This window comes from Pseudomonas sp. FDAARGOS_761, assembly GCF_013343155.1.
Classification (GTDB): domain Bacteria; phylum Pseudomonadota; class Gammaproteobacteria; order Pseudomonadales; family Pseudomonadaceae; genus Pseudomonas; species Pseudomonas aeruginosa.
In genome coordinates, this window is sequence record NZ_CP054572.1 from 1,237,578 (window position 1) to 1,263,658 (window position 26,081).

The 26,081-nt window shown below is 64.9% G+C and carries 23 protein-coding genes; all 23 read left to right on the plus strand.

Annotated features, from left to right (window positions below; genetic code table 11):
• Complete coding sequence (locus FOC67_RS05915) at positions 1–1,110, plus strand: flagellar basal body P-ring protein FlgI (RefSeq protein ID WP_003082169.1); 1,110 nt, start codon at positions 1–3, stop codon at positions 1,108–1,110.
• Positions 1,111–1,120: 10 nt separating this feature from the next.
• Positions 1,121–2,323, plus strand: a complete 1,203-nt coding sequence (flgJ, locus tag FOC67_RS05920) for a flagellar assembly peptidoglycan hydrolase FlgJ (RefSeq protein WP_003116316.1) — start codon at positions 1,121–1,123, stop codon at positions 2,321–2,323.
• 18 nt (positions 2,324–2,341) lie between these two features.
• Positions 2,342–4,390 carry a flagellar hook-associated protein FlgK gene (gene flgK / locus FOC67_RS05925; RefSeq protein ID WP_003133935.1) on the plus strand — a complete coding sequence of 683 codons (2,049 nt, stop codon included), beginning with the start codon at positions 2,342–2,344 and terminating at the stop codon, positions 4,388–4,390.
• A gap of 38 nt (positions 4,391–4,428) precedes the next feature.
• Entirely contained in the window at positions 4,429–5,730 is a 1,302-nt protein-coding gene (gene flgL / locus FOC67_RS05930; RefSeq protein WP_003086414.1) for a flagellar hook-associated protein FlgL, read from the plus strand.
• 288 nt (positions 5,731–6,018) lie between these two features.
• The gene (locus tag FOC67_RS05935) at positions 6,019–7,155 is read left to right on the plus strand and encodes a DegT/DnrJ/EryC1/StrS aminotransferase family protein (RefSeq protein ID WP_003086416.1); all 1,137 of its coding nucleotides are present in this window, start codon (positions 6,019–6,021) and stop codon (positions 7,153–7,155) included.
• Between the two features lie 54 nt (positions 7,156–7,209).
• Complete coding sequence (locus FOC67_RS05940) at positions 7,210–7,434, plus strand: acyl carrier protein (protein ID WP_003086419.1); 225 nt, start codon at positions 7,210–7,212, stop codon at positions 7,432–7,434.
• Positions 7,435–7,436: 2 nt separating this feature from the next.
• Positions 7,437–8,477 (plus strand): ketoacyl-ACP synthase III, encoded by a 1,041-nt coding sequence (locus FOC67_RS05945; protein WP_009315440.1) that lies wholly within the window; start codon positions 7,437–7,439, stop codon positions 8,475–8,477.
• A 25-nt stretch (positions 8,478–8,502) separates the two neighbouring features.
• Positions 8,503–9,270, plus strand: a complete 768-nt coding sequence (locus FOC67_RS05950; RefSeq protein WP_003086422.1) for an SDR family NAD(P)-dependent oxidoreductase — start codon at positions 8,503–8,505, stop codon at positions 9,268–9,270.
• A gap of 10 nt (positions 9,271–9,280) precedes the next feature.
• Complete coding sequence (locus tag FOC67_RS05955) at positions 9,281–9,913, plus strand: acetyltransferase (RefSeq protein WP_003086423.1); 633 nt, start codon at positions 9,281–9,283, stop codon at positions 9,911–9,913.
• A gap of 17 nt (positions 9,914–9,930) precedes the next feature.
• Complete coding sequence (locus FOC67_RS05960) at positions 9,931–11,061, plus strand: aromatic ring-hydroxylating dioxygenase subunit alpha (protein ID WP_009315441.1); 1,131 nt, start codon at positions 9,931–9,933, stop codon at positions 11,059–11,061.
• The gene (locus FOC67_RS05965; RefSeq protein ID WP_003086429.1) at positions 11,058–11,672 is read left to right on the plus strand and encodes an acetyltransferase; all 615 of its coding nucleotides are present in this window, start codon (positions 11,058–11,060) and stop codon (positions 11,670–11,672) included. The genes FOC67_RS05960 and FOC67_RS05965 overlap by 4 nt, the downstream gene beginning before the upstream one ends.
• Positions 11,669–12,835 carry an FkbM family methyltransferase gene (locus tag FOC67_RS05970; protein WP_015503346.1) on the plus strand — a complete coding sequence of 389 codons (1,167 nt, stop codon included), beginning with the start codon at positions 11,669–11,671 and terminating at the stop codon, positions 12,833–12,835. Before FOC67_RS05965 ends, FOC67_RS05970 begins: the two co-directional genes overlap by 4 nt.
• A gap of 120 nt (positions 12,836–12,955) precedes the next feature.
• Positions 12,956–16,462 (plus strand): glycosyltransferase, encoded by a 3,507-nt coding sequence (locus FOC67_RS05975; RefSeq protein WP_009315443.1) that lies wholly within the window; start codon positions 12,956–12,958, stop codon positions 16,460–16,462.
• A 226-nt stretch (positions 16,463–16,688) separates the two neighbouring features.
• Positions 16,689–17,852, plus strand: a complete 1,164-nt coding sequence (locus FOC67_RS05980; protein ID WP_003086434.1) for a flagellin — start codon at positions 16,689–16,691, stop codon at positions 17,850–17,852.
• Between the two features lie 79 nt (positions 17,853–17,931).
• Positions 17,932–18,318 carry a flagellar protein FlaG gene (locus FOC67_RS05985; RefSeq protein WP_003086436.1) on the plus strand — a complete coding sequence of 129 codons (387 nt, stop codon included), beginning with the start codon at positions 17,932–17,934 and terminating at the stop codon, positions 18,316–18,318.
• A gap of 77 nt (positions 18,319–18,395) precedes the next feature.
• Complete coding sequence (fliD, locus tag FOC67_RS05990) at positions 18,396–19,832, plus strand: flagellar filament capping protein FliD (protein WP_009315444.1); 1,437 nt, start codon at positions 18,396–18,398, stop codon at positions 19,830–19,832.
• Positions 19,832–20,230 carry a flagellar export chaperone FliS gene (gene fliS / locus FOC67_RS05995; protein ID WP_009315445.1) on the plus strand — a complete coding sequence of 133 codons (399 nt, stop codon included), beginning with the start codon at positions 19,832–19,834 and terminating at the stop codon, positions 20,228–20,230. Before fliD ends, fliS (FOC67_RS05995) begins: the two co-directional genes overlap by 1 nt.
• 58 nt (positions 20,231–20,288) lie before the next feature.
• A complete protein-coding gene (fliS, locus tag FOC67_RS06000) occupies positions 20,289–20,669 on the plus strand; it encodes a flagellar export chaperone FliS (protein WP_009315446.1) in 381 nt (126 codons plus the stop codon).
• A 25-nt stretch (positions 20,670–20,694) separates the two neighbouring features.
• Positions 20,695–20,988 carry a flagellar protein FliT gene (locus FOC67_RS06005; RefSeq protein ID WP_003086445.1) on the plus strand — a complete coding sequence of 98 codons (294 nt, stop codon included), beginning with the start codon at positions 20,695–20,697 and terminating at the stop codon, positions 20,986–20,988.
• Between the two features lie 281 nt (positions 20,989–21,269).
• Complete coding sequence (gene fleQ / locus FOC67_RS06010; RefSeq protein ID WP_003086448.1) at positions 21,270–22,742, plus strand: transcriptional regulator FleQ; 1,473 nt, start codon at positions 21,270–21,272, stop codon at positions 22,740–22,742.
• A 112-nt stretch (positions 22,743–22,854) separates the two neighbouring features.
• Entirely contained in the window at positions 22,855–24,063 is a 1,209-nt protein-coding gene (gene fleS / locus FOC67_RS06015; RefSeq protein ID WP_003109120.1) for a sensor histidine kinase FleS, read from the plus strand.
• Positions 24,064–24,067: 4 nt separating this feature from the next.
• A complete protein-coding gene (fleR, locus tag FOC67_RS06020) occupies positions 24,068–25,489 on the plus strand; it encodes a sigma-54-dependent response regulator transcription factor FleR (RefSeq protein WP_003082202.1) in 1,422 nt (473 codons plus the stop codon).
• 246 nt (positions 25,490–25,735) lie between these two features.
• A complete protein-coding gene (fliE, locus tag FOC67_RS06025; RefSeq protein ID WP_003086454.1) occupies positions 25,736–26,065 on the plus strand; it encodes a flagellar hook-basal body complex protein FliE in 330 nt (109 codons plus the stop codon).
• Positions 26,066–26,081: the final 16 nt, after the last annotated feature.

A 26,081-nucleotide genomic window follows, 5' to 3' on the forward strand; every position in this document is an offset into this window, starting at 1 on the left:
ATGACCAAGTTCAAGCACCTGCTGGCCCTCGCCGCGCTGCTCCTGGCCGCCGGCGCGGCCCAGGCCGAGCGGTTGAAGGATATCGCCAGCATCCAGGGCGTGCGGACCAACCAGTTGATCGGCTATGGCCTGGTGGTCGGCCTGAGCGGCAGCGGCGACCAGACCACGCAGACGCCGTTCACCCTGCAGACCTTCAACAACATGCTGGCGCAGTTCGGCATCAAGGTGCCGGCCAACGTCGGCAACGTGCAGTTGAAGAACGTCGCCGCGGTATCGGTGCATGCCGACCTGCCGCCGTTCGCCAAGCCGGGCCAGCCGATCGACGTCACCGTGTCGTCCATCGGCAACGCCAAGAGCCTGCGCGGCGGCAGCCTGCTGATGACTCCGCTGAAAGGTATCGACGGCCAGGTCTACGCGGTCGCCCAGGGCAACCTGGTGGTCGGCGGCTTCGACGCCGAAGGCCGCGACGGCTCGAAGATCACCGTCAACGTACCGTCCGCCGGACGTATCCCGGCCGGCGCCACCGTCGAACGCGCGGTGCCGAGCGGCTTCGACCAGGGCAACAGCCTGACGCTGAACCTCAACCGCCCGGACTTCACCACTGCCAAGCGCATCGTCGACCGCATCAACGAACTGCTCGGTCCGGGCGTCGCCCATGCGGTGGACGGCGGCTCGGTGCGGGTCAGCGCACCGCTCGACCCGAACCAGCGGGTCGACTACCTGTCGATCCTGGAGAACCTCGACGTGCAGCCGGGCGAGGCGGTGGCCAAGGTCATCATCAATTCGCGCACCGGCACCATCGTCATCGGCCAGAACGTCAAGGTATCGCCGGCCGCCGTCACCCACGGCAGCCTGACCGTGAGCATCACCGAAGACCCGATCGTCAGCCAGCCCGGTGCCTTCTCCAACGGCCAGACCGCGGTGGTGCCACGCTCGCGGGTGAACGCCGAGGAGGAGACCAAGCCGATGTTCAAGTTCGGTCCCGGCACCACCCTGGACGACATCGTCCGCGCGGTGAACCAGGTCGGCGCCGCGCCGAGCGACCTGATGGCGATCCTCGAAGCCCTGAAGCAGGCCGGCGCGTTGCAGGCCGACCTGATCGTGATCTGAGGACGACGCCATGGATTCCCGTTTGCTCAGCGGTATCGGCGCAGGCCCCGACAGCGGCTCCTATACCGATCTCAACCGCCTCAACCAGCTCAAGGTCGGCAAGGACCGCGACGGCGAGGCGAACATCCGCAAGGTCGCCCAGGAATTCGAATCGCTGTTCCTCAACGAGATGCTCAAGTCCATGCGTTCGGCCAACGAAGCGCTGGGCGACGGCAATTTCATGAACAGCCAGACCACCAAGCAGTACCAGGACATGTACGACCAGCAACTGTCGGTGAGCCTGTCGAAGAATGCCGGCGGCATCGGCCTGGCCGACGTGCTGGTGCGCCAGTTGTCGAAGATGAAGCAAGGCTCCAGGGGCAACGGCGAAAACCCGTTCGCCCGGGTCGCCGAGAACGGCGCCGGTCGCTGGCCGAGCAACCCCAGCGCGCAGGCCGGCAAGGCCCTGCCGATGCCGGAAGCCGGCCGCGACGACTCGAAGCTGCTCAACCAGCGGCGCCTGGCGCTGCCGGGCAAGCTGGCCGAGCGCATGCTCGCCGGCATCGTTCCCTCCGCCTCGCCGGCCGCCAGCCAGATGCAGAGCCTGGGCCAGGACAGCTACCTGCCGGCGCAGAGCTACCCGGCGGCGAGCCGCCGCGGTTTCTCCACCGATGGCGTCGACAGCCAGGGCAGCCGGCGCATCGCCCAGCCGCCGCTGGCCAGGGGCAAGTCGATGTTCGCCTCCGCCGACGAATTCATCGCCACCATGCTGCCGATGGCCCAGAAGGCCGCCGAGCGGATCGGCGTCGATGCCCGCTACCTGGTGGCCCAGGCCGCGCTGGAGACCGGCTGGGGTAAATCGATCATCCGCCAGCAGGATGGCGGCAGCAGCCACAACCTGTTCGGCATCAAGACCGGCAGCCGCTGGGATGGTGCCTCGGCGCGCGCCCTCACCACCGAATACGAAGGCGGCAAGGCGGTCAAGGAGGTCGCGGCGTTCCGCTCCTACTCGTCGTTCGAGCAGAGCTTCCACGACTACGTCAGCTTCCTCCAGGGCAACGACCGCTACCAGAACGCCCTGGACAGCGCCGCCAACCCCGAGCGCTTCATGCAGGAACTGCAGCGCGCCGGCTACGCCACCGATCCGCAGTACGCCCGCAAGGTGGCGCAGATCGCCAGACAGATGCAGACCTACCAGGCCGTCGCCGCCGCCGGCACGCCGCCTCTGGGTTGAGCAAGGAGGAACTGACCCATGTCCGACCTACTCTCGATAGGCCTGTCCGGCCTCGGCACCAGCCAGACCTGGCTGACCATCACCGGGCACAACATCACCAACGTCAAGACGCCGGGCTACAGCCGCCAGGATGCCATCCAGCAGACCCAGGTCCCGCAGTTCAGCGGTGCCGGCTACATGGGCTCGGGCAGCCAGATCGTCGACGTGCGCCGCCTGGCCAGTGACTTCCTCACCGGCCAGTTGCGCAACGCCACCAGCCAGAACAGCGAGTTGAGCGCATTCCGTAGCCAGATCGAGCAGCTCGACGGCCTGTTGTCCAACACCACCACCGGCGTCAGCCCGGCCATGCAGCGCTTCTTCGCCGCACTGCAGGCCGCCGCCAACAATCCCTCCTCGACCGAAGCGCGCGAGGCAGTGCTTGCCCAGGCCGAGGGGCTGGGCAAGACCTTCAATACCCTCTATGACCAGTTGGACAAGCAGAACAGCTTGATCAACCAGCAACTGGGCGCGCTGGCTTCGCAGGTCAACCATCTGTCACAGAGCGTGGCCAGCTACAACGATGCCATCGCCAAGGCCAAGTCGGCGGGCGCGGTGCCCAACGACCTGATGGATGCGCGCGACGAAGCCGTGCGCAAGCTATCCGAGATGATCGGGGTGACCGCGGTCACCCAGGACGACAACAGCGTCAGCCTGTTCATCGGTAGCGGCCAGCCGCTGGTGGTGGGCAATACCGTGTCGACCCTGAGCGTGGTGCCCGGGCTGGATGACCCGACCCGCTACCAGGTGCAACTGAGCAACGGCAACTCCATACAGAACGTCACCGGCCTGGTGTCCGGCGGCGAGATGGGTGGCTTGCTGGCCTACCGCAACAGCGCCCTGGACAGCAGCTACAACAAGCTCGGGCAGTTGGCGATCACCCTCGCCGATACCATCAACAAGCAGTTGGGGCAGGGCCTCGACCTGGCCGGCAAGGCCGGCGCCAACCTGTTCGGCGACATCAACGATCCGGACATCACCGCGCTGCGGGTCCTGGCGAAGAACGGCAACACCGGCAATGTCCACGCCAACCTGAACATCACCGATACCAGCAAGCTGAATTCCAGCGATTTCCGCCTGGACTTCGACGGCACCAATTTCACCGCGCGGCGCCTGGGCGACGACGCAAGCATGCAGGTCACGGTCAGCGGTACCGGTCCCTACACCCTCTCGTTCAAGGATGCCAACGGCGTCGACCAGGGCTTCAACCTGACCCTCGACCAGCTCCCGGCTGCCGGCGACCGCTTCACCCTGCAGCCGACCCGGCGTGGCGCGGCGGATATCGAGGCGACGCTGAAGAATGCCTCGCAACTGGCGTTCGCCGGTACCGCGCGTACCGAATCGACCACCGAAAACCGCGGCACCGGCAAGATCGGCGCGCCGACCCTCACCAGCGGTCCGTCGCCGGTGGACCCGGCGGTGCTACAGGGCGCGTTCGGGCCCAACGGGATCAGCCTGGGCGCGACGCTCAGCGCCGACGGCAAGACCTATACCCTGTCCTCGCCGTTGCCGGCCGGCTGGAACTACGTCGACAAGGACGGTAACGCCCTGACCGGCAGCCCGACGCTGACCAGCGGCAATACCAATACCGTGCGCATGGCGTTCACCGACCCGAGCGGGCAGAAATACAGCTACGAATTCGAGCTCAGCGGCGTACCGCAGAACTCCGACAGCTTCAAGCTGGGCTTCAACGACAAGGGCATTTCCGACAACCGCAACGCTCTCAACCTGCTGGCCCTGCAGACCAAGCCGACCGTCGGCGGCACCGACAACACCGGTTCCACCTACAACGAGGCCTATGGTGGCCTGGTCGAGCGGGTCGGCACCCTGACCGCCCAGGTGCGTGCCAGCAGCGAGGCCAGCGCCACGGTGCTGAAGCAGGCCCAGGACAGCCGCGATTCGTTGTCCGGGGTGAGCCTCGACGAAGAGGCGGCCAACCTGATCCAGTTCCAGCAGTATTACGGTGCCTCGGCCCAGGTGATTCAAGTTGCCCGCACTTTGTTCGATACCCTGATTGGAGCGTTCCGTTGAGTTCTCTCGACGGGGCCTAAGCCAGCGAGACCGCCACCATGCGCATTTCCACCATCCAGGCCTTCAACAACTCGGTCAACGGGATTTCCCGCAACTACGCGGACCTGAACCGTACCTTCGAGCAGATCAGCACCGGCAAGCGCATCCTGACCCCGGCGGACGACCCGGTCGGTTCGGTACGCCTGTTGCGCCTGGACCAGGAACAGGGGTTGAACGAGCAGTACAAGACCGGCATGACCGAGGCGAAGAACAGCCTGAGCCAGGAGGAAACCATCCTCCGTTCGGTCGGCAACGTCCTCCAGCGCATCCGCGAGATCGCCGGCCAGGCCGGCGACGGCGCACTGGACTCCAACGACAAGAAGTCGCTGGCCAGCGAGTTGCGCCAGCGCGAGGACGAGTTGCTGAACCTGCTCAACAGCCGCGACGCGAGTGGCAAATACCTGTTTTCCGGGTCCCAGGGCTCGGTGCAGCCGTTCGTGCGCAACGAGGACGGCACCTACAGCTACATGGGCGACGAGAGCCAGCGCGAGGTGCAGATCGCCAGCAGCACGCGGATTCCGGTCAGCGACAGCGGCAAGGTGCTGTTCGAGGACATCGTCAATGCCGCTCGTCTCGATACCAAGGCGGCGGCTGGCAATACCGGCGACGGTCGCATCTCGGTCGGCCTGGTCGAGGACGAGCTGGCCTTCGACAGCCAGTTCCCGGCGAGCAATCCGCCTGCGGCAACCGACGGCTTCAACATCCACTTCGTCAGCGACAAGGAGTATGTGGTCTACGATCCGAAGAGCCTGCCTCCGGGCTATGACTGGACCACCTACGATCCGAATTCGCCGCCGGCCTGGCAATTGTCCAAGGGCGCCATCGACGACGACCCGAAGACCATCGACAAGGTGCTCTACGCCGGTGTCAGCGTGACGATCGACGGCACGCCGAAGGCGGGCGACGAGTTCAACGTCAACTACAAGCCGGGCAGCGAGAAGCGCAGCCTGCTGAACGTGGTGTCGGACCTGCGCAAGGCCCTGGAAAGCTCCACCGACAACCAGGCCGGCAACGACGCCATCCGCGATGCGACGGCGGTGGCCCTGACCAACCTCTCCGCCGTGGCTGCCGCCGTGGATGGCGGCCAGGGCAAGATCGGCGCGCGCCTGAATACCGTGGAAAGCACCGAGACCTTCATCGACGATGTGAAGCTGGTGAATGCGTCGGTGATGTCGCAGATCCAGGACCTGGACTACGCCGAGGCGTTGTCGCGGCTGTCGTTGCAGTCCACCATCATGGATGCCGCGCAGCAGAGCTACGTGAAGATCCAGGGGTTGAGCCTGTTCAACTACCTGAAGTGACAGTCCCTCTGTGGAACAGGGCCCATGACTCCGTCATGGGCCTTTTCGTTCGCAGGGACTGTACCTGTGTCGCTGGAGGGTATGTTCCGCAAGGTCTACGGAAACACGGGAGAATTTGTCAGAAGTTTGACTGCCGATTCGCGCCGCAGCGCCTGTGGAACAGCCAGGGGCCGCGCGACCAGGGGCTTTGACCTGCATCAAGCTCTTTGGGTACGGGCCTTGCATAGAGTGGCGTGCTCGGGTTTTTCGCCCTTTACTCGCCTGAGTATCCATTCATCAGGGCCCTACATGAACAACAAGACGATCCCGGTCACCAGCCCGCTGCTGCCGCCCCTGGAAGAGTTCATCCCCTACCTGGAAAAGATCTGGGAGAGCCGTTTCCTGACCAACGGGGGCGACATGCACCATGCGTTGGAAGAGGCCCTGTGCGAGTACCTGGGGGTGAAGCACATCGTGCTCTTCGCCAACGCCACCCTGGCGCTCATCACCGCGCTGCAGGCATTGCGGGTGACCGGCGAGGTGATCACCACGCCGTACTCCTTCGTCGCCACCAGCCACGCGCTGCTGTGGAACGGGCTCAAGCCGATCTTCGTGGACATCGACCAGGACTCCATGAATCTCGACCCGTCGCGGATCGAGGCGGCGATCACCCCGCAGACCACCGCGATCCTGCCGGTGCATTGCTACGGCAACCCCTGCGATGTCGAGGCGATCCAGCGGATCGCCGATATCCACCACCTGAAGGTCATCTACGATGCCGCGCATGCCTTCGCCGTGCGCGACGCCGGCGGCAGCGTACTGCGCCACGGCGACCTGAGCATCCTCAGCTTCCATGCCACCAAGGTGTTCAACACCTTCGAGGGCGGTGCGATCATCTGCTCGGACGAAAACACCCGGCAACGCCTCAACCACCTTAAGAATTTCGGCTTCGTCGACGAGGTCACGGTGGTCATGCCCGGCATCAACGGCAAGCTCAACGAGGTCGGCGCTGCCTTCGGGCTGCTGCAACTCAAGCACGTCGACCAGGCCCTGGAGCAGCGCAGGGAGATCGCCGAGCGCTATCGGCGCCTGCTGGCCGGCGTCCCTGGCATCCAGTGCCTCCGGCCTGGTACCCAGACCTTCGCCAACAACGCCTATTTCCCGATCCTGGTGGAAGACGATTTTCCGCTTTCGCGCGACGAGCTGTACCAGCGCCTGCGCGACAGGGATGTGCTGGTGCGGCGCTACTTCTACCCACTCATCAGCGACTTCCCCATGTACCATTCGCTGCCCTCGGCGGCGCCCGCCAATCTTCCGGTGGCGCGGTCGATTTCCTCGCGGGTGCTGTGCCTGCCGATCTATCCCGGGCTGGCCGCCGCAGACGTCGAGTTCGTCGCCGGCCTGATCGCTTCCGCCGCCATGCCGCGGCGGCGAGCATCAAGTTGAGCCCGTCGCGACCGATAACAGAATGAACAACCGCCTCACTCAGGTAGACAAGAAATGAGCCAAGCAAAATTCATCGAAGACTTCCTTTCCGCCACCGATTTCCAGAATCCCGTCGAGGTCAGCATGGACACCCAGCTCGAAGACCTGCCGGAATGGGACTCGCTGGCCGCGCTCGGGGTCATCGTCATGTTCGACATGGAATACGGCAAGACCATCACCGGCGAAGACCTGATCAAGGCTCGCACGGTGGGCGACCTCTACCAGATGCTCGGACTCTGACCATGGCCACCTCCACGCTGAAGAACGTCCGTTTCGCCGGGATGGCGACCTGCGTCCCCAAGCGCGTTATCTCCAACCTGACCGACTGCAAGCCGCAGTTGCGCGCCGAGCGCGAACGCCTGGTGCGCAACATCGGCATCGAGACGCGGCGCATGGCGCAGGAGTGGCAGTGCTTCTCCGACCTGGCCTTCGACGCCGCCGAGCGCCTGCTGGAAAGCCTGGAGTGGAAGCGCGAGGAGGTCGATGCGCTGATCGTCGTGACCCAGTCTCCCGACTACCTGGCGCCGGCTACCGCGATCATCCTCCAGGACCGCCTGGGGCTGCCGCATTCCACCGTGGCCTTCGACGTCAACCTGGGTTGCTCGGCCTATCCGTTCGCCCTCAACCTGCTGGGTTCGCTGATTGCCGCCGGCGGGGTGAAGAAGGGCCTTGTGCTGGTCGGCGACCGCGGCGCCAGTGTCAACGATCCGATCTTCTCCGACGCGGGCACCGCGACGGCGCTGGAGTTCTGCGAAGGCGCGCCGCCGATGCATTTCGACCTGAACAGCGACGGCAGCGGCTACAAGGCCATCATCCTGCCGGTAGGCGGCCATCGCGAACCGGTCGGCGTGCAGCACCTGTTGCCGTTCCGTGAGGACGAGAACGACCATTGGCACCGTGCCATCGACCTGCAGCTCGACGGCACCGCCGTGCTCAGCTTCTCCACCCAGCGCGTACCGCCGGCGGTGGAAAAGCTGCTCGACTATGCCGGTGCGAGCAAGGACGAAGTGGACTACTTCGTTTTCCACCAGGCCAACCGGATGATCAACGAGACCATCCGCAAGAAGCTCGGCCTGCCGGTAGAGAAGGTGCCTTCGACCCTGCGCGACTTCGGCAACACCAGCGGCGCCTCGCTGCCGGTGACCATGACCGCGCGGATCAACCGGGAGCTCGAGGCCGGCCGCAATCGCGTGTTGCTCTGCGGCTTCGGTATCGGCCTGTCCTGGGGTACCTGCCTGGTGGATATCGAAGGGGCGAAGTTCCCCGACCTGATCGAATCCTGAGAGCCTTGAACGCGGAATCAGCCAAGTGAACGACGAGACTTCCTTCAATCCCTTCAGCCTGTCGGGCAGGCGCATCCTGGTCACCGGCGCCAGCTCCGGCCTGGGCCTGGCCATCGCGCAGAGCTGCGCGCGGATGGGCGCCGAGCTGATCGTTACCGGACGTGACCAGACCCGCCTGGATGGATGCCTGACAACCTTGCAGTCGATCTCGGAGCTGCCGCACCGTGCTGTCCAGGCCGATCTTCGGGTAGCCGAGGAGCGCGCTGCGGTGGTAGCGGCTGTCGACAGCGAAATCCATGGACTGGTGCATAGCGCCGGTATTTCCCGTCTGTGTCCAGTGCGGATGATGACCGAAGCGCACTTGCATGAAGTCCAGTCGATCAATGTCGACTCGCCGATGCTGCTTACCCAGGCGTTGCTCAAACGCAACCTGGTAGCGCCCGGCGGTTCGATCCTGTTCATCGCTTCCATCGCCGCCCACATCGGGGTTGCCGGAGTGGGGGCATACTCGGGAACCAAGGCCGCTCTGATCGCCATGTCCCGCTGCCTGGCCATGGAAGTGGTGAAGCGCAACATCCGGGTTAACTGCCTGTCTCCATCACTGGTGGAAACACCGCTTCTGGATGCAGCCACCCAGACGGTCGGTTCGATGGACGGTCAACGCAGCAACCACCCGATGGGCTTCGGCAAGCCCGAGGATATCGCCAACGCCGCTATCTTCATGCTTTCCGATGCCAGCCGCTGGGTGACCGGCACGACCCTGGTGATGGACGGCGGCCTGACCATCAGTTGAGGACGATGCAATGAAGAGGATCATCATCCTCGGCGCCGGTGGGTTGGGGCGTCAGGTGCTGGCCCAGCTGCAGGTCGACTACGGTCACGGCATCGACTGGGTGATCGGCGGGTTTCTCGACGAGCGCGGCCCCGACGCGGTCGCGGAGTCGCTCTACTACCCGTGGCTCGGGTATCCGGAGAGCTTCGTCGCGGAGCCTGACCAACTGTTCGTCGCCGCGGTCGGCGATCCGCTCAGTCGCCAGAAGCAGGTCGCATGCCTGCTGGCGAAGGGCGCCGAGTTCGTCGCTATCCGCACCCGCTGCACCCTTGGCGTGCGGACCAGTTACGGCCCGACCTTCTTCGGCTACGACGTGAGCAGCGGCGTGGACTGCCGTATCGGCGCCTACGGTTTCATCGACCAGCAAACCATGCTCGGCCACGACGTGGTCATCGGCGACTATGTACACATCGGCCCGCGCTGCCTGCTGGCCGGCTACGTGAAGGTGGGCGATCGTGCGGTGATCAACTCCGGGGCGATGATCGCCCGCGACGTCAGTATCGGCGAAGACGCCGTGGTGGGCATGGGCGCGGTGGTGTTCAAGGACGTGGCGGCCGGACAGACCGTGGTCGGCAATCCGGCCCGGGTTATTTTCAGCAAGTGAAGGTTGTGGATGTGGACATGACTCGCCATGCGCTGGACGCAGCGCACTACACCGAGCCGCAGACGCTCGCGCTGGAGCGCGAAAGGCTGTTCGGCAGGCTCTGGATCTTCGTCGGCTTCAGTTCGATGGTGCGCGAGCGCAACCAGTTCTTCACCCGCAAGATCGCCGGCGTGCCGGTCGTGGTGCAGCGTACCGAGTCCGGCATCCGGGCCTTTCTCAACCAGTGTCCGCATCGTCTGTCGGCCATCCAGACCGAATGCACCGGCCAGCGACCGCTGGTCTGCCCGTACCATGCCTGGTCGTTCGGCGCCGAGGGGCAGCTACAGGGCATTCCGAACTCCAGTCTGTACCAGTTCAGCGCCGAGGAGCGGGCGCGGATCGGCTTGCGCAAGCTGCACCTGGAAGAGGTGGGGCAACTGCTGTTCGTCAACCTGGCGGACGACCCGCTGTCGCTGCGCGAGCAGTTCGACGATGGATTCCTGGAAACCTTGCGGGAGGTCTCCTCGCACCTGGATACGCGGCTGATCTACAGCTGCCACAAGGTGCGCTACAACTGGAAGCTGAACATGGAGAACGTGAAGGACTACAACCATGTTCCTTTCGTCCATCCGAAGACCTTCCTCCCGGTGATGACCGCCCCGGTGCGCGGTCTGGCACGCGAGGCTGCGGTGCCATCCGAGGTGCTGCGCCTGCTGCAGGAAGGCGAAACGCCGGAGCTGCGTTCGCTGAGCTTCCCCACCAAGGCGCCGATCCAGCCCTACAAGAGCTGGTTCTCCGACCTCTGTGAGGGCTACGGCGACGAGCACGCCTACTACAACTGGTTCATCTACCCGAACGTGAACTTCTGCAGCGTCCGTGGCGAGCACTTCCTGCTCCAGCAGTACGATCCGGTGGCACCCGGCGAGACCGACTACCACCTGTGGATGATGACTGCTCGGCGCAAGGATCCGAAGACCGATTTCAGCGCTTTGCTGAGCACCCTGATTCGCGGCGAGCGTAACGTGATCGGCGAGGACACCCTGGTCCTGGAACGCCTCCAGGAGGGGCTGGGCGCACATTCGCCGCCGTTCATGCACGGCGACTACGAGGTGCAGCTGGTGCGCCAGCACCTGTGGTATCGCGCGCAGGTACTGGGGGAGAGGGCATGAAGCAGGCGATCATCGTCGGGGAAGGGCGCGCGCTCGAACGGGCGGACAGTACTGCGCGGGAACGGGGACTGGAACACCGGGTCCTGGAGCTGAATGCTGCGGATCGACACAACTTCGATATTGCGCCTCTGCTCGAACGCTACCCCGCTGCGGAAAGCGAAGTATTCGTGGCGCTGGACGAGCGGGCGGTGAACTACGCCCGCCACAAGCTCATCGCGGATATCCGCCTGGCGGGCTACCGGCTATTCGATATCGTCTCGCCTCAGGCCATCGTCGGCGAAGGCGTGCGACTGCTGGGCAACGTGTTCGTCGGCGCCGGTTGCGTGCTCGCCGGTCCTGCCCGCATCGGCACTGGCAGTTGGCTGGAGCTGCAGGTCCTGGTGGAGGAGGACTGCCGGGTCGGAACCTGTAGCACGCTGCTCGCTGGCGTGCAGTTGGGACGGCGAGTGGAGATCGGCCAGGGCAGCACGCTGGGTGCGGGCAGCGTCGCGCTCGCCGACACCCGGGTGGGGCGACACTGCGAATGGTTGTTGCCGGGCAGGCTTCCCCGGGAACTACCCAATTACTCCTTTTACGATGAACTCATGCCCGATGGGGCACGCATCCTATGAGCGGGGAGCTGTCGATGATGGCGGGAAACGATATGACGCAGGCGGACTTCCTTTCGCGATGCGAACGGAGCGGATATCTATTGGTGCTGGTGCCTACTTCCTATCTTGGAGGGGTGTTCCGCTCACAGGTGGTTGCCGGTTTGTCGCAGCGTCTGCCTGGGGTTCGCCTGATTGCTGTGGACGATGTGCTTTTCGCCAGCAATAGCGTTCCCGATGGTTTCGACCAGGTGATTCCTACCGCCCAGTTGAAGGAACCATGCCACGCAGGGAAACCCGCAGTGAATTGTGCCTATTCGCTGCCTACCTGGCTGACGCTGGATCACCTGGCGAAGACTGCGCAATGCATCACCCTCGATCTGCCCGAGCTTCTCTACCTGCTGGATATTCCTTTGGTCTACCAGACCGGCGCGCTGACTCGCGAATTGGCGATGCAGCATCACGCCGAGTTCGTCTCGCTGCGCGAGCGCCTGGCCGACGAGCGAAGCCGGAAGACCCTGGAAGCCATCATGCGCCTGCGTTTGGACGGCAACCGCGCTGCGTTGCTGGACGTGTTGTGTCCGGGAGAGCAGGAATACTTTTCCCTGTACCGGGGCCCCGAGCATCCGATCGTCTTGCGAAGCGACGAGCATTACGTGGATATCGGTGCCTACGATGGCGATACGGTGAAGAAGTTCATGCTGGCGGCTCGTCATGAATATGCTTCGATCCATGCCTTCGAGCCTGATCCGGCGAATTACCGGCTCATGCATGCGTCGCTTGCTGGAAGTGTCGGTCTCCATCTGCATAACCAGGCGGTGTCCGATACCGGCGGCCATCTCGCATTCGCAGCCCACGGCACCATGGGAAGCAGGGTCGAGATAGACGGCACCGTGCAGGTGCCGTGCGTGCGGCTCGACGATGTCCTCGATGTCATGACCTTGCTGAAAATGGATGTGGAAGGCCATGAGGCACGGGTTCTGCGGGGGGCCGCGCGGCTGATCGACGAGTGCCGGCCGCGCATGGCCATCACCTGTTACCACCATGTGCAGGACCTGCTGGACATCGTCGCCGCGATCGACGGGATCGCTGCGGGAGCCCGGCTGCGCCTGCGCCATTACTCGCTGTATTTCTACGACACGATCCTCTATGTCGACTGGCCCGATGCTCTTCGTGAAGGGCGCTGACGCGCTCGTCGGAGCAGATGCTCCGCCGCGGGGAGTCGAGACCGGGAGCGGCGACACGAAGGGCCATGGCCCGGCCCTTCCGATCACCATGCGCTGCACCAATTACTCAGGAATGGCTCAATGAGCGCGAACGTTCGTGTCAGCATCGTCATGCCGACCTACAAGCTGGAGTACTTCGAGGACGCCCTCGACAGCGTGCTCGGGCAGACCTATCCGGCCCTGGAGCTGATCATCTGCGACGACAGCAGCGACGAGCGGATCGCCACGCTGGTCGAGCAGAAGCGCGCCTCCGCGGCATTCCCGATCCGCTACTTCCGCAACGAGACGCGCCTCGGCGAGCTGGGTAGCACGGCGAAAGGCATCCGCCTGGCGGAGGGCGAGTACGTCAAGTTTCTCCACGACGACGACGTGTTGCTTCCCGAGTGCGTCGAGGCGTTGGTGGGAGCGATGGAGCGCGAGCCGAACGTGGTCCTGGCCTCGTCGCGGCGGTTGCGTATCGACGAGGAAGGGCAGCCGCTGCCGGACATCCTGGCGACCTGCTTCCCGTTCGCCGGCGACGTCCTGATCGACGGTCGCGAGCTGGTCTCGTTCCTCGCCGACCACACCATCAACTTCATCGGCGAACCCAGTTGCCTGATGGCCCGGCGCGATGCGCTGCTGCAGATCTGCGAGCGCCTGATGATGCTCAACGGCCGGGCCATCGACTGGATCGGCGACCTGGCCATGTGTGCGCAGTTGCTACAGCGTGGCGACCTGGCGTTCCTGTCGCGGCCGCTGACCCGTTTCCGCGTCTCCCGCCAGCAGTTCAGCCAGATCGGGCGCGACCAGCCCGGTATCGGCGAGCAGGGCCATGCCGACTTCCGCCTGGCTATCCGCGAACTGGGTTGGTATCGCCAGGCCGGCGACAACCGCTTCGTCCGGGTGGCACCGATCACCCGCCTGGACGCCCGTGTCTTCAAGCCGGTCAACCTGCTCGCCGCGCTGAGGCGGGCGGCGGGCTTCGGTAGCGTCACGCTGTCGACCTGGCTGGAGGCGCGGCGGCCGGATGCGGTGCAGAAGGTGCTGATCGATCGATTCCTGCAGGAGCAGGGTGGTGGGCCGCGCTTCGCGGTGCTGGTGCTCGATGCCCACGGCGATACCGAGGCCGTGGAGCGTACCCTGCAGAGCCTGGAGCACGTCAATTCGTATCCACGTGTCGAGAGCCACCTGTTCGCGCCGCTGGGCACGAGTCCGCGGAACGGAGCGATGCTCTTCGATCCAGAGGTGGGGCCGGTGCCGACGATCAACCAGGCGCTTGCCCGGCTTGATACCGACTGGTTGCTCCTGGTCGAAGCGGGCGTCGAATTCACTGTCAGCGGCCTGCTGGTGGCGGCGCTGGACCTGCTGGCGGCACCGGAGAGCTGCCAGGCGGTGTATGCCGACGAACTCATGCGCCTGGATGACGGCGAGCTGGGCGCGGCGTTGCGCCCGGACCTGAATCTCGACCTTCTGCTCAGTTTCCCCGCCGGCCTGTCCCGGCACTGGTTGTTCCGCCGCGAGCCGCTGCTTGCCACGGGCGGATTCGACGAGACCGCCGGCGAGGCTTTCGAGCTGGCCTACCAGTTGCGTCTCGTCGAGCAGCGGGGCCTGGGCTGTATCGGACACATCAGCGAGCCACTGCTGTCTGGCCAAGCGCTGCGTCTGCAGGACAGCGCCGCCGAGCGTGCGGCGATCGAAGGCCACCTGCGCGCCCGTGGCTACGCGCAGGCAACAGTCGGAAGCCGGCTGCCGGGGCGCTACGAGCTGGACTACGGCCACGCCGGGCAACCGCCGGTCAGCATCCTGGTGCTGGCCGGGGAGCGCCTGGCGCAGCTCCAGCGTTGCGTAGAAACCGTGCTGGAGAATACCGCCTATCCCAACTACGAGATCCTTCTGCTGGAACAGGGTGGCGAAGCGGCCGACGTTCGCGAATGGCTGCTCGCCGTCGAGGGCATGGGCGTCGAGCAGGTGCGGGTGCTGCGAGGCGATGGGCAGTTGTCCCGTGGGGCTCTGCGCAACCTGGCGGCGTCCCGGGCGCGCGGCGAATTCCTGCTCTGGCTCGATGCCGGCAGCGGCATCCTCGACAAGGACTGGCTGCAGCAGTTACTCAACCATGGCCAGCGTCCGGAAGTCGGCGCGGTAGGCGCCAAGCTCCTGGCGGCGGACGGACGGGTCTGCCACGCCGGCTGGCTGCTCGGTTTGTGCGGACCGGCCGGGCGGGCCTTCGAAGGGCGTTCGCACGAGGACGCCGGTTACCTGCAGCGCCTGCAGGTGGACCAGAACTACTCGGCGGTGGCTGGCGAATGCCTGTTGATGCGCCGCGAGTTGTTCCTCGAATTGGGCGGTTTCGACGAGGCGCTGACGCGCTGGGACGATGTCGACATCTGCCTGCGGGCGGTCCAGGCGGGCTACCTGAACGTATGGACGCCGCGTGCGCGGCTGTTGCTCGATGCGCCTGCCACGACGGCGGCGAGCGTCGAGGAAGAAGATGCGCTGTACGCGCGCTGGCTACCGTTGTTGGCACGCGATCCCGCCTATAACCCGGGCTTTTCGTTGCAGGCCGAAGGCGGTTTCAAGCTGGCCGACCCGCAGCTGGCCTGGCGCCCGTTGCAGGGGTGGCGGCCCTTGCCCACTGTCCTGGCGCACCCCGCCGACCTGTTCGGCTGCGGCCATTACCGGGTGATCCAGCCGTTCAGCGCGTTGCGCGAGTCGGCATCCATCGATGGCGCGCTGTCGATCGGCCTGATGCACGTGGCCGATCTGGAGCGCTACGACCCGGACGTACTGGTGCTGCAGCGCCAGGTCGGCGAGGAGCGTCTCGAGGCCATGCGGCGGATGCAGGCGTTCTCGCGAGCCTTCAAGGTCTACGAGCTGGACGACTATCTGCCCAACGTGCCCCTCAAGAGCGCCCATCGCCAGCACCTGCCGAAGGACATCCTGCGCACGTTGCGTCGCGGGCTGGGTTACGTCGACCGCTTCGTGGTGTCGACGCCGGCCCTGGCAGAGGCCTTCGCCGGTCTCCACCCGGATATCCGGGTGATCGAGAACCGCCTGCCGGTGGGGTGGTGGCAGGGGCTGCGGGCGCAGCGGCGGCGCGGCGAGCGGCCACGTGTCGGTTGGGCGGGCGGCTCGAGCCATACCGGCGATCTGGAACTGATCGCCGACGTGGTCCGGGAACTGGCCGACGAAGTCGACTGGGTGTTCTTCGGCATGTGCCCGCCGTCCATCCGTCCCTTCGTCAGGGAAGTGCATGCGGGGGTGCCTATCGAACGCTATCCGCGGGCATTGGCGGCTCTCGATCTCGACCTGGCGCTGGCGCCGGTGGAGCAGAACCTGTTCAACGAGTGCAAGAGCAATCTGCGCCTGCTGGAATACGGCGCCTGCGGTTTCCCGGTGGTCTGCAGCGACGTGCGCTGCTACCAGGACGATCTGCCGGTGACGCGGGTGAAGAACCGTTTCCGCGACTGGGTGGACGCGATCCGCATGCATACCCGCGACCTGGATTCCGCGGCCAGGGCAGGGGATCACCTGCGCGAACGGGTGCTGGCGGATTGGATGCTCGACGGCGAGCGTTTGCGCGCCTGGTATCGCGCCTGGATGCCGGACTGAGCGGCCGACGGGGCTTTCCGTCGCGCTGTCCGCAGCGCTCGGGAGGCCTTGCGCGAACCCCTCCGACGGGGACGATGCATGAAAAACGAGGATGGTCAAAAAAAAACCTAAAGCTCCCCAGGGAAGCGCCGATAAAGATCACGAATGCGAACTTTAGGGGTGCCTGGGCGATGCCCACCCGAGGTCGCAAGCTCAGGCAAACATATCGTCCTTGGAGGGCATCAAGATGGCCTTGACCGTCAACACCAACATCGCTTCGCTGAACACTCAGCGGAACCTGAACAACTCTTCCGCGTCGCTGAACACTTCGCTGCAGCGTCTGTCCACCGGTTCGCGCATCAACAGCGCCAAGGACGACGCCGCCGGTTTGCAGATCGCCAACCGTCTGACCAGCCAGGTCAACGGCCTGAACGTGGCTACCAAGAACGCCAACGATGGTATCTCCCTGGCGCAGACCGCTGAAGGCGCCCTGCAGCAGTCGACCAACATCCTGCAGCGTATGCGTGACCTGTCCCTGCAGTCGGCCAACGGCTCCAACAGCGACTCCGAGCGTACCGCTCTGAATGGCGAAGTGAAGCAACTGCAGAAAGAACTGGATCGTATCAGCAACACCACCACCTTCGGTGGCCGCAAGCTGCTCGACGGTTCCTTCGGCGTCGCCAGCTTCCAGGTGGGTTCGGCCGCCAACGAAATCATCAGCGTCGGCATCGACGAGATGAGTGCAGAGTCGCTGAACGGCACCTACTTCACGGCTACTGGCGGCGGTGCGGTCACTGCTGCAACCGCTTCGGGCACCGTCGACATCGCGATCGGCATCACTGGCGGCAGCGCCGTGAACGTCAAGGTCGACATGAAGGGCAACGAAACCGCCGAGCAGGCGGCTGCCAAGATCGCCGCTGCGGTCAACGACGCCAACGTCGGCATCGGTGCCTTCACCGACGGCGCGCAGATCAGCTACGTGTCCAAGGCTAGTGCGGATGGTACTACCAGTGCGGTTTCCGGCGTAGCCATCACCGACACCGGCAGCACCGGCGCAGGCACCGCGGCAGGCACCACGACGTTCACCGAGGCTAACGACACCGTCGCCAAGATCGACATCTCCACCGCGAAGGGCGCTCAGTCCGCCGTGCTGGTGATCGACGAGGCGATCAAGCAGATCGACGCCCAGCGTGCCGACCTCGGTGCGGTGCAGAACCGCTTCGACAACACCATCAACAACCTGAAGAACATCGGTGAGAACGTATCGGCTGCTCGCGGCCGGATCGAAGACACCGACTTCGCAGCCGAAACCGCCAACCTGACCAAGAACCAAGTGCTGCAACAAGCCGGCACCGCGATCCTGGCCCAGGCCAACCAGCTGCCGCAGTCGGTTCTGAGCCTGCTGCGCTAAGCTTCGGCGAGGTCAAGGTGAAGTCACGAGGGGGAGCGCTGGCGCGCTTCCCCTCGTATCTCATTGAGAGGTAGCGACGATGGACGTCAGCAATGTCAACAATTCGACGGCTGCTCCGGTAATCCGGCTGTTCGGCTCGGCGTCTTCTTCCGATGGCGCACGCCCGGCCGGCCAGGCCGGCGAGGCGGCCGCCAGCGCAAGCGCGCAACGGACGGGCGACGTCAGGATGGGCGACAAGGAGCAACGCGCTGCGGTCGAGGAGGCGGTTTCCTCCATCGAGAAGTTCACCCAGAGCATCCGCCGTGATCTGAGTTTCAGCCTGGACGACTCCACGGGGCGGGTAGTGGTCAAGGTGACCGATTCGACTTCCGGAGAAGTCATCCGGCAAATCCCTTCCGAAGAGGCCCTGCGCCTGGCAGAGCGACTGGACGAAGCGCGCAGCCTGCTGTTCAAGGCGGAAGCCTGAGCGGAATTGGCACGTCTTTTGACTGTCTGTTGGAATTGGAAGGACAAAGCGTCAATGAGCTGACGAGGTGAAGCAAGATGGCGAACAGTACGACGATCAACGGCTACAACTCGGGCCTTGATATCAAGAACATCGTTTCCACCCTGGTGGCGGCCGAGAAGGCGCCGAAGGAGGCGCAGCTCAAGCGCCTGGAAAGCGACACCACCGCCAAGTTCACCGGCATCGGCCAGCTCAAGAGCGCGATCTCCGACCTGCAGACCACCCTCAAGGAGCTGAACAAGCCCGAGCTGTTCCAGAAGCGCTCGGCGAGCACCAGCGACGAGAAGTTCGCCACCGCCACCGCCACCAAGGACGCCCTGCCGGGTATCTACAAGCTCGAAGTGACCCAGCTGGCCAGCGTCAGCAAGGTGGCCACCGCGTCGTTTGCCGATGGCTACAAGACCACTTCCGGCGGAACCCTGACCATCAAGCAGGGTGCCGACGATGCCGGTGTCACGGTAAACGTCGCGGCGGGCGCGACCCTCGCCGAAGTGCGCGACTCGCTCAACGCGCAGCTGAAGGACAAGGGCATCACCGCCAACATCGTCAACAACCCTGGAGACGGAACCTCGCGACTGGTCTTCACCGGCAAGGATTCCGGCGCCGGCAAGGACGTGTTCGTCCAGGGCAGTTCCGGCCTGGAGAACTTCAACATCGGCAGCGTCGGCGCCGATGGCAAGCTGACCCTGTCCCAGTTGGACGGTACGTCCTCCAGCAGCAGCGGCTATATCACCCAGGCGAAGAATGCCAAGTTCAGCATCGACGGCCTGACCCTGGAAAGTCCGACCAATACGGTCGACAAGGTCATCAACGGCGTCACCTTCGAGCTGAAGACGGTCACCGACACCAACAAGCCGATCACCATCTCGGTCGAGCAGGACCGTGGCGGCGTCAAGGACAACATCAAGAAGTTCGTCGAGGCCTACAACAAGCTGGTCGGCGTGACTTCGGAACTGACCGGCGTGACCAAGGTGGGCGACGACAAGGCTCCCGTGGTCGGTGCCTTGGTCGGTGACAGCAGCGTGCGCAACCTGCTCACCACCATGCGCAACGAGATGGTCCAGCCGGGGCAAGGTACCGATGTTCGCATGCTCGCCGACATGGGTATCACCACCAAGAAAGACGGCACCCTGGAGATCGACGACAAGAAACTCGACAAGGTTCTGAAGGACAAGTTCGAGTCGGTTTCCGCTCTGTTCACCGGCGATACCGGCCTGATGAAGCGTCTCGACGACAAGCTCACGCCTTACACCCAGACCGGCGGTGTGCTCCAGCAGCGCCTGGATGGATTGCAGGACACCATCAAGTCGGTGGATACCCAGCGCCAAGCGCTCGATCGCCGGGTCGAGCAGTTGCAGGATCGTTTGCTCAAGCAGTTCACCGCCATGGACCAGTTGATCGGCCAGCTCAACCAGACCAGCGGACGCATGGCCCAGGCTCTTAGCAGCCTGCCTGGCCTTGTGAAGAAAAGCTGATGTCGCGTCCTATCGATACCTACCGGCAGGTAGGCAGCGCACAGGACGTCCCGCCCTACCAGGTGGTCAAGCTGCTGCTGGACGGCGCGCTCGAACGCATCGCCCTGGCCCGGCGCGCGGTGCTGGAGCGCAACCCGGCGCTGCGCGGCGAAGCGGTAGGCACCACGTTGTCGATCATCGGCGCCTTGCAGGCTGGCCTCGATCACCAGCAGGGCGGCGAGATAGCCGGCAATCTGGATGCGTTGTACGACTACATGACCCGCCGCCTGGCTGGTGTCGCGCTGGACGACACACCGCGTCCGCTGGACGAGGTCGAGGCGCTGCTGGGCCAGATCAAGCACGCCTGGGATGCCATTGGCAGCGCCGAAGCGCAGGGCGAAGACAGCGAACGGCGCTAAAGAATCGCGGTAGCCGACCGATATAGAGCGTATCAGTCACCGAACAAGGCAACCGTCGATGAACGCAATGGCAGCCATGCGGCAATACCAGAATGTCAGTACCCAGGCTCAGGCTATCGATGCCAGCCCGCATCGCCTGATCCAGATGCTGATGGAAGGCGGCCTGACCCGGATGGCGCAGGCCCGCGGAGCCCTGGAGCGCGGCGAAGTGGCGCTGAAGGGCGAGCTGATCGGCAAGGCCATCGCCATCGTCGGTGGCCTGCGCGAAGGGCTCGACTTCGAGGCGGGCGGCGAGCTGGCAGTCAACCTCGACCGCCTTTACGCCTACATGTCGATGCGCCTGACGGAAGCCAACTTGAAGAACGACGCGGGCAAGCTCGAGGAAGTTTCCGAGCTGTTGCGCAACATCAAATCCGGTTGGGATGCGATTGCCCCCTGAGAGGCATCCCCAGAGGGACCAAGCAATGAGTGCAGCTGTACAGATCCTTGAAGAAACCGGTAGCGCCCTGCGCGTTGCCCTGGCCAGCCAGAACTGGGAGGCCATCGGTGAACTCGACCAGCGTTGCCGCCAGGCCGTCGACGAGGCGATGCTCGATGTACAGGACGAAGCCACCTTGCGGGCGCGGATGGAAGAGCTGCTGGCGCTGTATCGCGAGCTGATCGATGTCTGCCAGGGCGAGCAGCGCAAGCTGGCCACCGATCTGATCCAGCTGAACCAGTCGAAGCAAGGCGCCAAGGTCTACCAGATGTTCGGATAAGTTTTTCATGGCTTTGTGCCGTTACTTTGGCGCAAGGCTTTTCGGAAAAATTTACATATCCCCCAAAACCCCTGCCAGTACTGCTTTCCATGCGGTCTGTAGGGGTTTTTTATTGCCTCTCCCTGTCGGAAACAGCAAAAAAAACACGCCATAAAATTGACTAATCGTTCACATTTGACTTAACTAGTGGCCAAATGCTGGCTGCTTATTAGAAATAGGCATTAGTCCCAGCCCTCTTTCGGGTCGAGCGAGACCCATTCGATGCAAGGCAGCTGATCAAAATGTGGCGCGAAACCAAACTCTTGCTGATTGACGACAATCTCGATCGCAGTCGCGACCTGGCAGTCATTCTCAACTTCCTCGGCGAAGATCAGCTGACCTGCAACAGCGAGGATTGGCGAGAGGTAGCGGCGGGCCTGAGCAACAGTCGCGAAGCCCTGTGCGTGCTGCTCGGCAGCGTCGAGTCGAAGGGCGGGGCGGTAGAGTTGCTGAAGCAACTGGCCAGTTGGGACGAGTACCTGCCGATCCTGCTGATCGGCGAGCCGGCCCCGGCCGACTGGCCGGAAGAGCTGCGCCGCCGGGTGCTCGCCAGCCTGGAGATGCCGCCCAGCTACAACAAGCTGCTCGACTCCCTGCATCGCGCCCAGGTCTACCGCGAGATGTACGACCAGGCCCGCGAGCGCGGCCGCTCCCGCGAGCCGAACCTGTTCCGCAGCCTGGTCGGCACCAGCCGGGCGATCCAGCAGGTGCGGCAGATGATGCAGCAGGTCGCCGATACCGATGCCAGCGTGCTGATCCTCGGCGAGTCCGGCACCGGCAAGGAAGTGGTGGCGCGCAACCTGCATTACCATTCCAAGCGCCGCGAGGGGCCCTTCGTCCCGGTGAACTGCGGGGCGATCCCGGCGGAACTGCTGGAAAGCGAACTGTTCGGCCACGAGAAGGGCGCCTTCACTGGTGCCATCACCAGTCGTGCCGGACGTTTCGAGCTGGCCAACGGCGGCACCCTGTTCCTCGACGAGATCGGCGACATGCCGCTGCCGATGCAGGTCAAGCTGCTGCGCGTGCTGCAGGAGCGCACCTTCGAAAGGGTCGGCAGCAACAAGACGCAGAACGTCGACGTGCGGATCATCGCCGCGACCCACAAGAACCTCGAGAAGATGATCGAGGACGGCACTTTCCGCGAAGACCTCTACTACCGCCTCAACGTATTCCCCATCGAGATGGCGCCGCTGCGCGAGCGGGTGGAAGACATCGCCCTGCTGCTCAACGAACTGATCTCGCGGATGGAGCACGAGAAGCGCGGGTCGATCCGCTTCAACTCGGCGGCCATCATGTCGCTCTGCCGCCACGACTGGCCGGGCAACGTCCGCGAACTGGCGAACCTGGTGGAGCGCCTGGCGATCATGCATCCCTACGGGGTGATCGGGGTCGGCGAACTGCCGAAGAAATTCCGCCATGTCGACGACGAGGACGAGCAACTCGCCAGCAGCCTGCGCGAAGAGCTGGAAGAGCGCGCGGCGATCAACGCCGGGCTGCCGGGAATGGACGCGCCGGCGATGCTGCCGGCCGAAGGCCTGGACCTCAAGGACTACCTGGCCAACCTCGAGCAGGGCCTGATCCAGCAGGCCCTCGACGATGCCGGCGGAGTGGTCGCGCGGGCCGCCGAACGCCTGCGCATCCGCCGCACCACGCTGGTGGAGAAGATGCGCAAGTACGGCATGAGCCGGCGCGACGACGACCTGTCGGATGATTGACAGGTCGTTTCGCAACGCTTTGATTTTCAAATGAAAAAAATTTAGGCACGGGTATTGCTATATCTCCGTCGACCGACAGAACCATGACGTCGCGCCGACCGAGAGAAACGCAATGCAACCAGCCCTCAACGCCTTCCCCGAGCAGCCAGCCGATACGGCCGAGGCCACCAGCCGCGCCGGCCTCGAGCAGGCCTTCGCGCTGTTCAACCAGATGTCCAGCCAGCTCAGCGAGTCCTACAGCCTGCTGGAGGAGCGCGTTACCGAGCTGAAAGGGCAACTGGCCCTGGTCAGCGCGCAGCGCATGGAGGAGCTGGCGGAAAAGGAGCGCCTGGCCAACCGCTTGCAGAGCCTGCTCGACCTGCTTCCCGGCGGCGTCATCGTCATCGATGCCCATGGCGTGGTCCGCGAGGCCAACCCGGCGGCCCTGGGCCTGCTTGGCGAGCCGTTGGTGGGCATGCTCTGGCGCGAGGTGATCGCCCGCTGCTTCGCTCCGCGCGAGGATGACGGCCACGAGATTTCCCTGCGCGACGGACGTCGCCTGTCCATCGCCACCCGCTCGCTGAACGGCGAACCGGGTCAACTGATCCTGCTCAACGACCTTACCGATACCCGCCGTCTCCAGGAGCAACTGGCGCGCCACGAGCGCCTGTCGGCGCTGGGGCGGATGGTCGCCTCGCTGGCCCACCAGATCCGCACGCCGTTGTCGGCGGCGTTGCTCTATGCCGGGCACCTCAGCGAGCAGGCGCTGCCGACCGACCAGCAGCAACGCTTCGCCGGGCGCCTGAAGGAGCGCCTGCACGAACTGGAGCATCAGGTACGCGACATGCTGGTGTTCGCCCGCGGCGAGCTGCCACTGACCGACCGGGTGGCGCCGAAGGCGCTGTTCGACAGCCTGCGCGCGGCGGCCGAAGTCCATGTCCAGGGGCTCCAGGTGCGTTGGCAGTGCGAGGCGCGCGGCGGCGAGCTGCTGTGCAATCGCGACACCCTGGTGGGCACCGTGCTCAACCTGGTGGAGAACGCGATCCAGGCCTGCGGGCCCGAACTGCGCCTGAAGGTGCATCTCTATGCCCGCGCCGACAGCCTGCGCCTCAGCGTCAGCGACAATGGACCGGGCATGGACCCGGCGACCCTGGCGCGCCTGGGCGAACCCTTCTTCACCACCAAGACCACCGGTACCGGGCTTGGCCTGGCGGTGGTCAAGGCCGTGGCACGCGCCCACCAGGGGCAATTGCAGTTGCGCTCTCGGCCCGGGCGCGGCACCTGCGCCACCTTGATCCTGCCGCTGATTCCGGCGGCGCCTCTTTCTGCGATTCAGGAGTAACCCCATGGCAGCCAAAGTCCTGCTGGTCGAAGACGACCGCGCACTACGCGAAGCCCTCAGCGACACCCTGCTGCTGGGCGGTCACGAGTTCGTCGCCGTGGACTCGGCGGAGGCGGCGCTGCCGGTCCTGGCCCGCGAAGCCTTCAGCCTGGTGATCAGCGACGTGAACATGCCGGGCATGGACGGACACCAGTTGCTCGGCCTGATCCGTACACGCTACCCGCACCTGCCGGTGTTGCTGATGACCGCCTACGGCGCGGTCGATCGCGCCGTCGAGGCGATGCGCCAGGGCGCCGCCGACTACCTGGTCAAGCCGTTCGAGGCGCGGGCGCTGCTCGACCTGGTGGCACGCCATGCGCTGGGCCAGTTGCCGGGCAGCGAGGAGGATGGTCCGGTGGCCCTGGAGCCGGCCAGCCGGCAGTTACTGGAACTGGCCGCGCGGGTCGCGCGCAGCGATTCCACCGTGCTGATCTCCGGCGAGTCCGGGACCGGCAAGGAAGTCTTGGCCAACTATATCCACCAGCAATCGCCGCGTGCCGGCAAGCCGTTCATCGCGATCAACTGCGCGGCGATCCCGGACAACATGCTCGAGGCCACCCTGTTCGGCCACGAGAAAGGTTCCTTCACCGGCGCCATTGCCGCCCAGCCCGGCAAGTTCGAGCTGGCCGACGGCGGCACCATTCTTCTCGACGAGATATCGGAAATGCCCCTCGGCCTGCAGGCCAAGTTGCTGCGCGTATTGCAGGAGCGCGAGGTGGAGCGGGTCGGTGCGCGCAAGCCGATCAACCTGGATATCCGCGTGCTTGCCACGACCAACCGCGACCTCGCGGCGGAAGTCGCGGCGGGGCGTTTCCGCGAGGACCTCTACTATCGCCTGTCGGTCTTCCCGCTGGCCTGGCGGCCGCTGCGCGAACGCCCTGCGGACATCCTGCCGCTGGCCGAGCGTCTGCTGCGCAAGCACAGCCGCAAGATGAACCTCGGCGCGGTGGCGCTCGGCCCCGAGGCCGCCCAGTGCCTGGTCCGGCATGCCTGGCCGGGCAACGTACGGGAACTCGACAACGCCATCCAGCGTGCGTTGATCCTGCAACAGGGCGGCCTGATCCAGCCCGCCGACCTGTGCCTCACCGCGCCGATCGGCATGCCGCTCGCGGCCCCGGTGCCGGTGCCCATGCCGGCAATGCCACCGGCCACCCCGCCGAGCGTCGAGATTCCGTCGCCGGCCGCAGGCCAGGACGCTAGCGGCGCGCTGGGCGACGACCTGCGCCGCCGCGAATTCCAGGTGATCATCGATACCCTGCGCACCGAGCGCGGCCGCCGCAAGGAGGCTGCCGAGCGCCTTGGCATCAGCCCACGGACCCTGCGCTACAAGCTCGCCCAGATGCGCGACGCGGGGATGGACGTGGAGGCCTATCTCTACGCCATCTGAGGGCTCGCCATGTTCCCCAGGCCCGCCTCGTGCGGGCCTTTTGCGTCCGCCGCCGGTCGTCGCCCGGGGCTGTTCGAGCGTGCGCGCCTGCCGATAACCGGAGCAGGGACGGACCCTGCAGCGGTCGCGGGCATTGGCGGCGAACGCCGATGCCGGGCCTTGGGGTCGACTTGGCACCCTTGTTGCTAACTCCTCTGCAAAGTGCCGGGCGGCGTCAAAAAAGCCGCGGCTGTTGGAGGAAGAGTCATGAGTCAGGGTGTCGAGTTCAATCGTCTGATGCTGGAAATGCGTTCCATGCAAATGGAAGCCATGGCCAAGGCCAAACCGGTTCAGGCGCCGGCCGAAGTGGGGGCGCCGAGCTTTTCGGAAATGCTCTCCCAGGCCGTGGACAAGGTGAACGAGACCCAGCAGGCCTCCACCGCGATGGCCAACGCCTTCGAGGTCGGCCAGAGCGGCGTCGACCTGACCGACGTGATGATCGCCAGCCAGAAGGCCAGCGTGTCGTTCCAGGCCATGACCCAGGTGCGCAACAAACTGGTCCAGGCCTACCAAGACATCATGCAGATGCCGGTCTGAGCGGCGCGAGGATAAC